13 protein-coding genes are annotated in these 14251 nt (G+C 64.8%); 6 read left to right on the top strand and 7 right to left on the bottom strand.

The features are described from left to right. Positions 1 to 22 precede the first annotated feature (22 nt). A complete protein-coding gene (locus KUF59_RS42360) occupies positions 23 to 256 on the top strand; it encodes a hypothetical protein (RefSeq protein WP_212457973.1) in 234 nt (77 codons plus the stop codon). Between the two features lie 63 nt (positions 257 to 319). Here the strand turns inward: KUF59_RS42360 and KUF59_RS42355 are convergent, their stop codons facing one another. Next, positions 320 to 610 carry a GIY-YIG nuclease family protein gene (locus KUF59_RS42355; RefSeq protein ID WP_258768035.1) on the bottom strand — a complete coding sequence of 97 codons (291 nt, stop codon included), beginning with the start codon at positions 608 to 610 and terminating at the stop codon, positions 320 to 322. Between the two features lie 199 nt (positions 611 to 809). Here KUF59_RS42355 and KUF59_RS42350 point away from each other — a divergent pair, with 199 nt between their 5' ends. Continuing rightward, positions 810 to 1241, top strand: a complete 432-nt coding sequence (locus KUF59_RS42350) for a hypothetical protein (RefSeq protein WP_212457971.1) — start codon at positions 810 to 812, stop codon at positions 1239 to 1241. A gap of 93 nt (positions 1242 to 1334) precedes the next feature. Here KUF59_RS42350 and KUF59_RS42345 read toward each other — a convergent pair whose 3' ends face one another. Further along, entirely contained in the window at positions 1335 to 2105 is a 771-nt protein-coding gene (locus KUF59_RS42345) for a DUF2865 domain-containing protein (protein WP_212458172.1), read from the bottom strand. A gap of 183 nt (positions 2106 to 2288) precedes the next feature. After that, on the bottom strand, positions 2289 to 2852 hold the full coding sequence (pyrE, locus tag KUF59_RS42340) for an orotate phosphoribosyltransferase (protein WP_212401902.1): 564 nt from the start codon (positions 2850 to 2852) through the stop codon (positions 2289 to 2291). 191 nt (positions 2853 to 3043) lie between these two features. Between pyrE and KUF59_RS42335 the strand changes: the two genes are divergently transcribed. Further along, complete coding sequence (locus KUF59_RS42335) at positions 3044 to 3670, top strand: glutathione S-transferase family protein (RefSeq protein ID WP_212457970.1); 627 nt, start codon at positions 3044 to 3046, stop codon at positions 3668 to 3670. Between the two features lie 171 nt (positions 3671 to 3841). Here the strand turns inward: KUF59_RS42335 and KUF59_RS42330 are convergent, their stop codons facing one another. From KUF59_RS42330 to KUF59_RS42315, 4 genes are all read right to left on the bottom strand, one after another. Continuing rightward, positions 3842 to 4477 carry a LysE family translocator gene (locus KUF59_RS42330; RefSeq protein ID WP_212457969.1) on the bottom strand — a complete coding sequence of 212 codons (636 nt, stop codon included), beginning with the start codon at positions 4475 to 4477 and terminating at the stop codon, positions 3842 to 3844. Between the two features lie 100 nt (positions 4478 to 4577). Then, entirely contained in the window at positions 4578 to 5120 is a 543-nt protein-coding gene (locus KUF59_RS42325; RefSeq protein ID WP_212457968.1) for an NADPH-dependent FMN reductase, read from the bottom strand. A gap of 17 nt (positions 5121 to 5137) precedes the next feature. Beyond that, positions 5138 to 8236 carry a DNA polymerase I gene (gene polA, locus KUF59_RS42320; protein ID WP_212457967.1) on the bottom strand — a complete coding sequence of 1033 codons (3099 nt, stop codon included), beginning with the start codon at positions 8234 to 8236 and terminating at the stop codon, positions 5138 to 5140. 201 nt (positions 8237 to 8437) lie between these two features. After that, positions 8438 to 9487 carry an acyltransferase family protein gene (locus KUF59_RS42315; protein WP_408918137.1) on the bottom strand — a complete coding sequence of 350 codons (1050 nt, stop codon included), beginning with the start codon at positions 9485 to 9487 and terminating at the stop codon, positions 8438 to 8440. A gap of 207 nt (positions 9488 to 9694) precedes the next feature. Between KUF59_RS42315 and KUF59_RS42310 the strand changes: the two genes are divergently transcribed. The 3 genes from KUF59_RS42310 (at position 9695) to KUF59_RS42300 (ending at position 14250) form a co-directional block, all read left to right on the top strand. After that, positions 9695 to 11011, top strand: coding sequence for a UDP-glucose dehydrogenase family protein (locus tag KUF59_RS42310; RefSeq protein ID WP_212457965.1), 1317 nt, complete (start codon positions 9695 to 9697; stop codon positions 11009 to 11011). A 121-nt stretch (positions 11012 to 11132) separates the two neighbouring features. Beyond that, positions 11133 to 13610 (top strand): ATP-dependent helicase HrpB, encoded by a 2478-nt coding sequence (hrpB, locus tag KUF59_RS42305; protein ID WP_212457964.1) that lies wholly within the window; start codon positions 11133 to 11135, stop codon positions 13608 to 13610. Positions 13611 to 13737: 127 nt separating this feature from the next. Then, complete coding sequence (locus KUF59_RS42300) at positions 13738 to 14250, top strand: TIGR02281 family clan AA aspartic protease (protein WP_212457963.1); 513 nt, start codon at positions 13738 to 13740, stop codon at positions 14248 to 14250. Position 14251 lies beyond the last annotated feature (1 nt).

The following is a 14251-nucleotide window of genomic DNA, read 5'->3' as shown; positions in this document are numbered from 1 at the left end:
ATCATCGTGGAGGACGGGCCTTATGAGACTGATGATCGAAATCGCAGCCGCCACCCTGCTCGTCGTCTGCATCAGCGCATCTAGCGCCGCCTTCGCCGCCGGCAAGGCTGGCCGCAGCGCCGACGGCCTGAGCTGCTCCTTCTCCGTCCCGCAAAACGCCAGCCCGGCCGCACGTTGCGCTGCGATCAAGCGGCAGTGCGGCGGGAAGTTTTACGCGAACTATTGCGGCGACCGGATGCTGTCGGCGGTGAATTGAGGTTTGGCGAACCTCTCACCACGCGGTCGTCCTGGCGAAAGCCAGGACCCATTACCCCAACTGTCAGATGAGGGAAGACCGGTCTTCCCAATCGGGATTTTCCTTCTCGATCAGCTCGATCTTCCAGTCGCGCTTCCAGAACTTGAGTTGCTTCTCACGCGCAATGGCTTCCCGAGGCGTCGTGAATGCCTCGACGTGGACGAGGCGAAAAACCTTGTACTTCTGCACGAACTTCGAACCTCTGCCCGAACGATGTAGGTCAAGCCGCGCACGAATGTCATTGGTTACGCCAATGTAGATCGTGCCGTGGTGACGGCTTGCGAGGATGTAGACGTCGTAGCTGCCTGCGCTCATGGCTCAAGCTCGCAAGGACGACGCTGACCGGGGTAATGGGTCCTGGCTTTCGCCAGGCTTTCGCCAGGACGACGTTCTCAACAATCGATAGCATCATCGGAACAAATTAAGAACACTTTAGCAAGTCTTTGATATATCATTGTGATTCGGCGCGTTGTCGACACAATATCTAGCGTCTGCCTGATTCTGCGAGGACTACATGTCCACCATCGCCTTTGATCAATTTGCGCTCACCCGGATCGCCGACTTTGCGCGGTCGCTGTCGCGGCTGCATCAGGCGGCGCGCCGCTACGCGATCGACGATGACCAGTTCGACCGCGAGTTCAACGCGGTGTGCCAGTCGATCTGGGGCTACACCATCGACGACGTCAGCGACGATCTGTTCCCGGCGGAGGACCATCTGTTCCTGGACACGCTGGATGAAGCGCAGGCGCGCATCTTCGCGGCCGAGCAGGGTTATGACCTCGTCGACGACCAGGGCATGCTCACCGATTGGTGGGGCTTTTGCTGGATGATCCTCGCCGAGAAGCGCGGGCTGCTGACGCCGGACAACCGCGCCGCGGCGCGCGCGGCGATCGAGGAGAAATATCTGGCGGCGCCGAACGTGATCGGCGTGATCATCGGGCGATGATGCGAATCGTCATTCCGGGGCGATGCGTCAGCATCGAACCCGGAATCTCGAGATTCCGGGTTCATCGCTGCGCGATGTCCCGGAATGACGAACTCAATCCAACCCCGCCCGCTTCGCCGATTTCGGCGCCGGCGTCTTCGGCACGGTCACATCGGGCAGCGGCTCGCGAACGATCTCGGTCGGCGCATCGGCCGCAAGCGTCTCCGCACGCACCGGCGCGACCTTCATCTCGCCGAGCCGGGCGCGCACTTGTGCCGTGAGGCCGGGATAGGAGGCGACCGGGGTGAAATCAGCGGCCTGGTCGTTGCCGACGCGGATGCCGGTATAGGCGACGAGGCCGTCGGTGGTCGCGATTACGTCGCCGGCCTTCAGCGAACTGTCCAGCGCGAGGTCGACCGGGGCGAGGCCCACGGGCTCGCGGCCGTTGCAGGTGCAGTCCGCGCGCAGCGCTTTGCGGAATGCGAAGGCGTTCTCGCTGTCGGCATAGCGCTCGCCGTTCTGTGCGTAGGCGCCGTCGATGCTGGAGCCGAAATAGATCTTTGTCGCGCTGGCAGGGCAGAACGCCTGACACATCTGGGCCGGCGACGCCATGCCGCGCGTCAGCGGAAAATATTTTCCGTCGCAGGTGCGCACGCAAAATGCCGGTCCTGAGCCGCCGGCGGTCCGCGTCGGCGGAATGTAGGATGATCCGACCGGCTGGCCGACGAAGGCATTGGGATCGGTGTAAGCGCTCGCCTGCGGCACCTCGCGTTGCGGGCGCTGCTGCTGCATGCCACCGAAGAAGAAGTCGAACAGGCCCTCGGCCGAGACAGGCGCCGGCACGAGCAGGAGCGGGCCGACAAGAAGGGAGGCGGCAACGAACATCGCGCGGCGCCGCCGGCGCGCAGGCACAAACTGTGTACGCAAAGCTCACTCCACCCGACGCAACGCACCCAGCCGAGACCAGCATGTCTCAGCTTCAAGGTCACAATAAGACGCGATGGTAAATGAGCGGTCACCAGAGAGGCTTTCGCCTCGCCCCGCTTGCGAGGAGGAGGAGAGGAGTTTCTACCCCTTCAAAAACTCGGACGCCTTGTAGAGCGAGCGGAACGGCAGGCCGGCCGCGCCAAATGTGTCGTTGGCGCCTTCCTCACGGTCGACCATGGTCAGCACCAGCACCACTTCGGCGCCGGCCTCGCGCACGGACTCCACCGCCTTCAACGCCGAGCCGCCGGTGGTGGTGACGTCTTCGACGATCACGACGCGCTTGCCTTCGAGCGTCTCACCCTTGGCGAGCCCCTCGATCGCGAGCCGCGCACCGTGCTCCTTCGGCTTCTTGCGCACGAAGAACGCTGCGATCGGGTGCCCCTTGATCCAGGAGATCTGTGCCAGCGCACCGGCAAGCGGCACCGCGCCCATCTCGAGGCCGCCGATGAAATCGAGTTGGTCGTCCTTCAGCGCCTCATAGGTGAGCTCGGCGAGCAGCGTCGCCCCTTCGGGGTCGAGCATGGTCGGCTTGAGGTTGAAGTAGAAATCGCTCTTGCGGCCCGACGCGAGCGTCACCTCGCCGCGGCCGAAGGAGCGGCGGCGGATGATTTCGAAGAGGCGGGCGCGAGAGGCAGATTTCGACACGGTGGTCCCTCGGGGGCTTTGCTGGAGGAGGCGGAATTTATCCGTCGTTGCGGCGACATTCCAGAGGGGAGGATGCCCGTCAACAAGGCATCGGCCGCGCGGGGGACGACGATCGGCCATACCGGTCCGCCGGTTGTAAGGCCGCAACTTCCTGGGGTAGTTGGGTGCGTCAATTGGGGAGGAAGACAGACATGACCATCGCGCTCCACACCTGGAACACGCCGAACGGCCGCAAAATCTCGGTCGCGCTCGAGGAAATGGGGCTGCCCTACAAGGTCGTGCCGGTGAACATCAGCAAGGGCGAGCAGATGGCGCCGGAGTTCCTCAAGCTCAGCCCGAACAACAAGATCCCCGCCATCGTCGACCCCGAGGGACCGGACGGCAAGCCGGTCAGCATCTTCGAATCCGGCGCGATCCTGCTCTATCTGGGCGAAAAGACCGGTAAATTTCTGCCGAAATCGCTTCAAGCGCGCATTCCCGTCTATGAATGGCTGATGTGGCAGATGGGCGGGTTCGGCCCGATGCCCGGCCAGGTGCACCATTTCATTGCGCTGGAGAACGAGCAGGACCGCGCCTATGGCCTGAAACGCTTCATGGCCGAGACGCGCCGGCTCTATGGCGTGCTCGACCGGCGGCTCGAGGGGCGTGACTTTGTCGCAGGCGACCTCTCAGTCGCCGACTTCGCCATTCTGGGGTGGGCCTGGCGCCACCCGCGCCACAAGGTGGAGCTGTCGGACTTCCCCAACGTCAAGCGCTGGTACGAGGCCCTGATGGCCCGCCCGGCCGTGAAGCGCGGCATGGACGCGAAGCTGGATTGATTTCTTACCCTCCCCTGGACGGGGAGGGTCGGCTCACATGAGCGTAGCGAAATGTGAGACGGGGTGGGGTGACAGTCCCTCCGCGTCGAACACTGCCCGAGTGGAGAGATCACCCCACCCCGCTCGCGCTACGCGCGATCGACCCTTCCCCTCCAGGGGAGGGTGAAGCATTCACACCCTCTTCGCCTCGACCGCCATCCGCACCGCAAGCCCGGCCAGCACGGTGCCCATCAGCCAGCGCTGCACCAGCATCCAGCTCGGCCGCGCCGCGAGAGCCAGCGCGATCGATCCGGCGGCCAGCGCGATCACGGCGTTGACGCTGACGCTGATCGCGATCTGGATCGCGCCCAGCACCAGCGACTGCGTCAGCACGCTGCCGGCGGTGGGATCGATGAACTGCGGCAGCAGCGCCAGATACAGCATCGCGATCTTCGGATTGAGCAAGTTGGTGACAAAACCCATCGCAAACAGTTTTCGCGGGCTGTCGATGGCGAGCGGCCTGACCTCGAACGGCGAGCGGCCGCCGGGCTTCACCGCCTGCCATGCCAGCCACAGCAGATAACCGGCACCGGCAAGACGCAGCGCGTCATAGGCAAAGGGAATGGCGAGCAGCAGCGCGGTGATGCCGAAGGCTGCGCACAGCATGTAGAACACGAAGCCGAGCGCGACACCGCCGAGCGAGACGATGCCGGCCGCCGGCCCTTGCGTGATCGAGCGCGAGATCAAATAGATCATGTTGGGCCCGGGCGTCAGCACCAGACCGAGACAGACGAGAGCAAAGCCGAGAAGCGCGGTCGCGTGGGGCATCGGTGGATCCGTGCGGGAGATGCCCACGGTTCTAGTATGCGCAGCGTTGCGCCGCCATCGCGCAATTGCACGGAGGACAATTCAGTCGCATGCGCGGTCGCTAGGAGGCCTCGGCCTGCACGTTCCTGATGAATGCTGCAAATCTCTCCATCGCCGCACGCAGGGGCTCGGCAAGGGCCGGATCGGCGACGATGCTATGCTCGTCATGGGCGCCGCCGAGCAGAGGCAGCGTCGCGCAGCCGTCCTTGGCGATCCGGGCCGACATAGTCTCCAGCGTCAGCGTCAGCGCCGCCAGTGCATGTGTCGCGCGCGGCGACGTATTGATCAGGGCGATCGGCTTGCCCGGAAATTCATGGCTGCCGACGAGCCAGTCGAGCGCGTTCTTCAGGACGCCGGCGACGCCGCGGGCATATTCGGGGCTTGAGATCAAAATCCCGTCGGCGTTTCCGATGGTTTTGCGCATTGCCTCCACCGGCTCTGGCACGACGTCGCCGTCGAGGTCCGGATTGAAGAAGGGCAAAGCCGCAATTCCATCGAACGAGAAGACCTCGACCCCGGCGGGCGCGAGATGAGCTGCCGCACGGAGCGCAGCCGTGTTGCTCGAGCCGGCTCGCAAGCTGCCGGAGATCGCGGCGATCTTCATCGGGAAGCCCTTGGCTGTCAGTGCGCCTCGTCCCAGTTCTTCGCCGCGCGCGCGTCGACATGTAGCGGCACCGAGAGCAGCACGGCCGGGAAGGGCGCGTCCTGCATCACGTGCTGGACGACCGGCAACGTCGCCTCGACCTCCGCGTCGGGCACCTCAAAGATCAATTCGTCGTGCACCTGCAGCAACATCTGCGCCGAGAGTTTTTTCGCGGCGAGTGCGCCCTCGACGCGGGTCATGGCGCGGCGGATGATGTCGGCCGCGGTGCCCTGCAATCGCGCATTGATCGCGGCTCGTTCGTTGAAGGCGCGCACTGAGGCGTTGGACGCCTTGATGTCGGGGTAGTGGCACTTGCGGCCGAACAGCGTGGTGACGTAGCCGTGGCTCCGGCAGAAATCCCGCGTCTCGTCCATGTAGGCGCGGATGCCTGGGAAGCGCTCAAAGTACTTCTTGATGTAGGCCGAGGCTTCCTCCCGGGCGATGCCGAGCTGGTTGGCAAGGCCGAAGGCCGAGATGCCGTAGATGATGCCAAAGTTGATCGCCTTGGCGCGGCGACGGATTTCGCTCGGCATGCCCTTGATCGGCACGCCGAACATCTCCGACGCCGTCATGGCGTGAATGTCGAGCCCGTCCTTGAACGCCTGCTTCAGCACGGGAATGTCGGCGATCTCGGCGAGCAGCCGCAGCTCGATCTGTGAATAGTCGGCCGATACCAGCTTGTGGCCGGGCGTCGCGATGAAGGCGCGGCGGATCTTTCGGCCGTCCTCGGTGCGAACAGGGATGTTCTGCAGATTCGGCTCGTTCGAGGACAGCCGGCCCGTGGTGGTCGCGGCCAGCGCATAGGTCGTGTGGACGCGATGGGTCTGCGGATTGACGTAGGTCGGCAGGGCGTCGGTATAGGTCGACTTCAGCTTGGAGACCTGGCGCCACTCCAAAATCTTCTTCGGGAAGTCGTAGCCCTGCTCGGCGAGATCATCGAGCACCTGCGCGGTGGTCGACCATGCGCCGGTCTTGGTCTTGGTGCCGCCTGATAGGCCCATCTTGCCGAACAGGATGTCGCCGATCTGTTTTGGGCTGCCGACATTGACCGGCTCGCCCGCGATCTCCTGGATCTCGGCCTCGACCCGCGCCGCGGTCTGGGCAAATTCGCCCGACAGCCGCGACAGCACCTGCCGGTCGATCGAGATGCCGCGCCGCTCCATGCGCGCGAGCACCGACGCCAGCGGCCGTTCCAGCGTCTCGTAGACGGTGGTCATGTGCTCGGCGACGAGGCGCGGCTTCAGCACCCGCCAGACGCGCAAGGCCATGTCGGCGCCTTCCGCCGACAGCGGCGCGGCCTTGTCGATCGGCACCTGGTCGAATGTGATCTTGCCCTTGCCGCTGCCGAGCAGCTCACTCTCCTTCAGCATGGCGTGGCCAAACCAGCGCTCCGCGAGCGATTCGATCGCATGCGAGCCGCGACCGGCATCGAGCACGTAGGAGATCAACTGCGCGTCGTCCGTGTTGCGCAAGGTGATGCCGTGCTGTGCCAGCATCACGGCGGTGAATTTGACGTCGAAACCGATCTTGAGAATGCCGGCCGACTCAAGCACCGGCCGCAGCGCCTCGATCGCATCGGCATGCTTGATCTGGTCGAGCGCAAGGCCGGCATCGAACAGGCCGGCGCCGCCGCCGGACTGCTTGTGCGCCAGCGGCACGTAACAGGCCTCGTTCGGCGCCAGCGCCAGCGCGATACCGCAGAGATCGGCCTGCATCGGATCGATGGTATCAGCTTTGATCTCGATCGCGACATGGCCGGCATCATGGATGCGCGCGATGAACGCGTTGAGCTCTTTGAGCGTCTTGATGGTCTGGTATTTGCTGCGGTCGACCGGAAGCGTGCGCAGTGACTCCTCGCGTGCGGCGGCGAGCGAGATTGGCGCGCCCTTTGGGCTTGCGGCCTTGTCCTCCTTGCCGGCCGACTTGTTGCGCTCGCCCGGCGCAGCTTGCGCCGGTGCGCCGGTTCCTGGCGCGGGAACGACGTCCGAGGGCGGCAGCGGCGAGAATACGCTGGCGCCCCTCGCATAGCCGGGATCAGCATCCACATTCGCGGGATCGATCTGCGAATAGTCGGCGACGCGGCGGGTCAGCGTCGTGAACTCCATCGCCTTCAGGAAGGCGATCAGCTTGCGCGCATCGGGCTCGTGGACCGCGAGGTCGTCCAGCGGCACGTCCAGATTCACTTTGTCATCGAGCAGCACGAGCTGTCGCGAGATGCGGGCCTTTTCCGCGTTCTCGATCAGCGCCTCGCGCCGCTTCGGCTGCTTGATCTCGCCGGCGCGGAACAGGAGTTGTTCGAGGTCACCATATTCGACGATCAGTTGCGCGGCGGTCTTGATGCCGATGCCGGGCACGCCCGGCACGTTGTCGGTGGAGTCGCCGGCCAGCGCCTGTACCTCGACCACCTTCTCCGGCGGCACGCCGAACTTTTCGATCACCTCTGGTATGCCGATGCGGCGGTCCTTCATGGTGTCGTACATCGTGATCTTGTCGTTGACGAGCTGCATCAGGTCCTTGTCGGAGGACACGATGGTCGCGACGGCGCCGCGCTCGCTGGCCTGCCGCGCATAAGTCGCGATCAGATCGTCGGCCTCGAAGCCGCCCTGTTCCAGGCAGGGCAGGTCGAAGGCGCGCACGGCTTCGCGGATCAGCGCGAATTGCGGGATCAGATCATCCGGCGCCGGCGGCCGGTGCGCCTTATACTCGGGATAGATCTTGTTGCGGAAGGTGACTTCCGACTTGTCGAAGATGATCGCGAGATGGGTCGGCCGGTTGTCCGCGGGCATGTCGCGGAGCAGCTTCCATAGCATGTTGCAGAAGCCGAGCACCGCATTGACCTGCAAGCCGTCGGACTTGCGGTTGAGCGGCGGCAGCGCGTGATAGGCGCGGAAAATGTAGGAGGAACCATCGACCAGGAAGACGTGGTCGCCCTTGCCGGCCACCTTGGCCGCGACTGGCGCTGCGTTGGCAGTTGTCTTGGCAGTTGTCTTGGCAGCAGGTTTGTTGTCGGCGGCGGCCTTGGGTGCGGCAGCCTTGATGTCAGCTTTGGCGGGGGTCTTCGGGGAGGTTTTTGGCATGGCCGCAATGTATGAATTTTTGCGGGGTTTGACAGCCTTGGGAGGGGAAATTTCCGGCCGATTCCCACACTCAAATCGTCGTCCCGGCGAAGGGGACCCATAGCCACTGAGCCTAGTTTGACGAAGGCTCGTGGTTGCCAGCTCCCGCCACGACCTCTCCCTGGGGGTATGGGTCCCGGCCTACGCTGGGACGACGGAGCGTTACTCCGCCGCCTGCAACGCGCCCACCACCTTCTTCGGCACGATCCAGAAGGCGCTGGGACGTTCGAACAGGAAATTGGCACGCAGGCGCAGCGCGGCCTGCCAGATCACCAGCGATCCGATGATGCCGGCGATGGTGACGATCAGCGAGACCATGCCGATGTCGGGAACGATTTCGGTGCGCAGCAGGAAGGTGCGGGTCGAGGCCATCGGCAGGAAGAAGGCGAGATAGATCACGATGGAATGCTCGCCGCAGAAGCGCAGGACATTCATCCAGTGCGCGCGGGCCAGCAGCGTGCCCGTCGTGATGATCGCGCAGGCGCCGGCAAAGCCGAGCAGCAGCGAGACGAACTTCCATTCGCTGAGCCCGAGCGCGATGAGGCTGCCGTTGACGATCGCCCACGCCGCGAGCCCTGCGAGCGCCAGCCGAGGATGGCTGCGCGCACGATCGGACAGCGCGAAGACATAATCGGCGAACAGATAGCCCGAATAGAAATAGACGAAGCGGGCACAGAACTCGTCGATCGCGGTCCAGCCCGTCGTGATGCGCGCGGTCTCCAGCGCTGCTGCGATGAGCCAGATCGCGAGCGGCGGGAATCTGCGTGTCAGTTTTGTGACGACGAAGAACACAGGCAGCAGATAGATGAACCAGAGCGTGCCGAACGGCTCGATGAAGGATTCGAGGTAAAGCCAGCCGACTTCGCGCCAGCCGGTCTCCGCCGCAAGACCGTGCGCCTTGAAGCCGAACTGGATTGTCACCCAAACGACATAGAAATAAGCGAAATGCACGACCTTGCGGTCGAGATAGGTTCGCCATTCGCGGTCGATCACCAGGGGCAGGAACAGGCCCGAAATCAGGAAAAAGTCCGGCATCCGGAACGGTTTTGCGAACGCCACCAGCCCATGCATGAAGCCGGTCTTATCAGCGGCGAGCTCAACCCCCAGCACCGAATGCATCATCACGACCATGACGATGCAGATGCCCTTGGCATAGTCGACCCAGTCGACGCGCGCGGCCGCCGAGGTCCTGAAACCTCCGTGGGCGGGCATTGTGCCGATTGGTGTCATGATGTCCCTTTTCGAGGCGGGCGCCGCCCGATTGTGGGGCAGTGTGAGGCCTCGCGGTTTACGCTATCTTTACTCGTTCAAATCGCATGCCGGTTTTCGAAATCCGGGCCTTCCCTCAGGAGCGGAAAATGCCTAAGACCGGGTCGAATTCGAATTAGATTTTGTTAACCACGACTGACAGGGTTTCAGATGCGCATTGCCATGATCGGCACGGGTTATGTGGGGCTGGTGTCCGGCGCCTGTTTTGCGGATTTCGGTCACGACGTCACCTGCGTCGACAAGGATGAAAGCAAGATCGCAGCGCTCCATCGCGGCGAGATCCCGATCTACGAGCCGGGGCTGGATGCACTGGTTGCGACCAATGTGAAGGCCAAGCGGCTCGACTTCACCACCGACCTCAAGAAGCCGGTGGCGGACGCCGATGCCGTGTTCATCGCGGTCGGCACGCCGTCGCGCCGCGGCGATGGTCATGCCGATCTCACCTATGTCTACGCCGCCGCGCGCGAGATCGCGCAGTCGCTGTCCGGCTTCACCGTGGTGGTGACGAAGTCGACCGTGCCAGTCGGTACCGGCGACGAGGTCGAGCGCATCATCCGCGAGACGAACCCTGCGGCCGACGTCGTGGTCGCCTCCAACCCCGAGTTCCTGCGCGAGGGGGCGGCGATCCGCGATTTCAAGTTCCCCGACCGTATCGTGGTCGGCACCGAGGACGAGCGCGGCCGCAAGGTGATGGGCGATATCTATCGTCCGCTGTCGCTGAACCAGGCGCCGGTCATGTTCACCGCGCGCCGCACCGCCGAGATGATCAAATATGCCGCGAACGCCTTCCTCGCGACCAAGATCACCTTCATCAACGAGATCGCCGACCTTTCCGAAAAGGTCGGCGCCAATGTGCAGGAAGTCGCGCGCGGCATTGGCCTCGACAACCGCATCGGCACAAAATTCTTGCATGCAGGTCCCGGCTTCGGCGGCTCGTGCTTTCCGAAGGACACCCGCGCGCTGATCAAGATCGCGCAGGATTATGACGTCAGCCTGCGCATCGTCGAGGCCGTGCTCGCCGTCAACGAGAACCGCAAGCGCGCGATGGCCCGCAAGGTCAGCCAGGCGGTCGGCGGCGCGCTGCGCGGCAAGACCGTCGCCGTGCTCGGCCTTACCTTCAAGCCCGACACCGACGACATGCGCGATGCGCCGTCGATCCCGCTTGTCACCGGTCTGCTTGACATGGGCGCGACGGTGAAGGCTTTCGATCCCGTCGGCATGGAGCAGGCCAAGCACGAGTTGCCGAACATCACCTATTGCGATGACGCCTATGCCTGCGCGCAAGGCGCCGATGCGCTCGTCATCGTCACCGAATGGGTACAATTCCGCGCACTCGATCTCGATCGGCTGAAGGCGACCATGGCGCAGCCCATCATCGTCGACCTCCGCAACATCTATCGCCCCGAGGACATGGCCGCCGCCGGATTCGTCTATGAGAGCGTCGGACGACCGCCGGCGCAGGGCTGAGCCCACATATTGTTGTCATACCCCGCGAAGGCGGGGTATCCAGTACTCCCGATCTCCGTGATGACTGAGGTCTAAGTTTACTGGATCACCCGCAGGCGCGGGTGATGACGGATGCGAGACTTTGCCCCGTAGCTTCGACACACCCCTTCCGATCGACGCGGTGCTCGACGAGCTCACGCGCACGCTCGATCAAAACAACGCCGCCGTACTGGTGGCGCCGCCGGGCGCCGGCAAGACCACGCGCGTGCCGCTGGCGCTGCTGGACGCGCCCTGGGTGAAGGGCAAGAAGATCATCGTGCTGGAGCCGCGCCGCATCGCGGCCCGCGCCAGCGCCGATCGCATGGCAAAATCGCTTGGCCAGCGCGCCGGCGAAACGGTCGGCTATCGCGTTCGTTTCGGCTCGAAGATATCGCGCGCGACGCGTATCGAGGTGGTGACCGAGGGCATCTTTACCCGCCAAATACTCGACGATCCCGAGCTGTCAGGCATTGCCGCCGTGCTGTTCGACGAATTCCACGAGCGCTCGCTGGACGCCGATCTCGGCCTGGCGCTGGCGCGCGATGCGCAAACCGGCTTGCGCGAAGACCTGCGCATCCTCGTGATGTCGGCAACGCTTGATGGCGCGCGGGTCGCAAAGCTCTTGGGTGAAGCGCCCGTGGTCGAGAGCGAAGGCCGCGCCTTTCCGGTCGAGACCCGCCATCTCGGCCGCAAGCCGGACGTGCCGTTGGAGCGGCAGATGGCGGATGCGATTGCGTCTGCGCTGCGCACGGATACCGGTTCGGTGCTGGCGTTCCTTCCGGGTGCCGCCGAAATCCGCCGCACGCAAACCTTTCTCGCCGAGCGCATCCAGGATGCGAGCACCGAGATCGTGCCGTTGTTCGGCGCGCTCGATGCGGCCGTGCAGGATCGCGCGATTGCGCCTGCGCCGAAGGGCACTCGCAAGGTCGTGCTGGCGACCTCGATCGCCGAGACCTCGCTGACCATCGAAGGCGTGCGCATCGTGGTCGATTCCGGCCTCGCCCGCGTGCCGCGCTACGAGCCGGATATCGGCCTGACGCGGCTCGAGACCGTGCGCGCCGCGCGCGCTGCGGTCGACCAGCGTCGGGGCCGCGCCGGCCGAACCGAGTCCGGCATCTGCTATCGCCTGTGGGATGAGCCGCAGACGGCGTCGCTCGCGCCCTACACGCAGCCGGAGATCCTCAGCGCGGATCTGTCGTCGCTGGTGCTCGATCTCGCGCAATGGGGCGTCGCCGATCCCGCAGCGCTGTCGTTCCTCGATCCGCCGCCAGGCCCTGCGTGGAAGGAGGCCAAGAGCCTGCTCGCTGAGCTCAACGCGATCGATGCCGATGGCCGCATCACGGCGGAAGGCAAGAGTTTGCGGGCGCTGGCGCTGCCGCCGCGGCTCGCGCGCATGATCGTGGATTCGCACCACGCGGGCGAGGGTGAAGCCGCCGCCGAAATCGCCGCAATCCTGACCGAGCGCGGGCTTGGCGGTGACGGCGCCGATCTCGACCACAGGCTCGATCAGTTCCGCCGCGACCGTTCGCCCCGCGCCGGGAGCGCTCGCGATCTGGCGCGGCGCTGGGCCGCGCAGGTTGCCTCAATGGAGAAACCTGCATCAGGGCAGGGCGAGCTGAGCACCGGCGTGATGCTTGCCTATGCCTTTCCCGACCGCGTCGCGCGCAACCGCGGCAATGGCAGTTTTGTGCTCGCCAATGGCCGCGGCGCCGCGGTCGAGCAGACCTCGTCGCTCGCGCGCGCTCCCTACATCGCGGTCGCCGAGATGACGGGAACGGCGGCGAGCGGTCGCATCCTGCTCGCCGCGCCGATCCGCGAGGCCGAGATCGAGCAGCATTTTCGCGAGCACATCGAAACCTCAGACGAGATTTTCTTCGACCGCGGTGCGATGGCGTTGCGTGCGCGGCGCAAACGCATCCTGCATGCGATCACGCTCGCCGAAGCACCGCTCACGCTCACGCCGTCCGCCGAGACCGCACGCGTTCTCGCCGACGGCTTGATCGCAGCAGGGCTCGACCGGCTGCCCTGGTCGAAGCAGGCCGTTCAATGGCGCGACCGCGTGATGTTCCTGCGCAAGGCCGAAGGCGAGAGCTGGCCCGATCTGTCCGATGCGGCCTTGATTGCGCGGCGCGAGGACTGGCTGGTGCCCGCGCTCTACGACAAGACCGCGCTGAAGGACGTCTCGGCCGGCGGTCTGTCGGATGCTCTGATGGCGCTGCTGCCATGGGAGTTGCGCGCGCGGCTGGATCGCGAGGCGCCGACGCATTTCGAGGCGCCGACCGGCACGATGCTCGCGATCGACTATGAGGCCGAGCAGGGGCCGACGATTGCGGTGCGGCTTCAGGAATTGTTCGGGCTCAACACGCATCCCTCGATTGCAGCCGGCAAGGTGCCGCTGGTGCTGGAATTGCTGTCGCCGGCGCAACGTCCGGTGCAGGTGACGCGCGATCTGCCCGGCTTCTGGCGCGGCAGCTACAGCGCGGTACGTTCCGATTTGCGCGGCCGCTATCCGCGTCACCCTTGGCCGGAAGATCCGGCCACCGCGTTGCCAACGCGCCGGGTCAAGCCGCGCGGCACTTGAATACAATCTGTTAACGCTTCTCTCATCCTTTTCGTCAAAATGGCAGCCTTCGACGTCGCGGGTTAGTCGTGGTTTGGCTGACGGCGTGGTGATATTGGCGGTCCTTTGAATCCGCGTGAGTGGCGTGATGCGTAACATCCTGTTTGCCGCGGCTGCGATTGCCGGCGCTGGCGTCTTCATGGCCCAGATGGCGGACAAGATGAGCGCGGCCTCGGCGACCACCTCGCCGCAGCGGACCATCGCCGTCGCGACGCCCACGCAGACCGGCTATCGCAGCCTGCGCATCCCCCGCGATTCCCGCGGCCACTTCCAGACCGACGGCCGCATCGACGGCCAGCGCATCGGCTTCATGGTCGACACCGGTGCATCGGTCGTGGCGCTAAACGAGACGTCCGCGGCTCGCTTCGGCCTGCGTCCCGCACGCGGCGACTACAACGCGACCGTCACCACCGCCAATGGCACCATCAAGGCCGCGCGCACCCGTCTTGCCATGCTCGAGGTTGGCGGGATCATCGTGCGCGACGTCGATGCCATGGTGCTGCCGGACGAGGCGCTGTCGGAGAATCTACTCGGCCTCTCCTTCCTCTCCCGGCTCAAGCGCTTTGAATACGCCAACGGCCAGATGGTTCTGGAGCAGTAAG

This window comes from Bradyrhizobium arachidis (assembly GCF_024758505.1).
Lineage (GTDB): Bacteria > Pseudomonadota > Alphaproteobacteria > Rhizobiales > Xanthobacteraceae > Bradyrhizobium > Bradyrhizobium manausense_C.
This window is presented reverse-complemented; position numbering and strand designations above follow the sequence as displayed.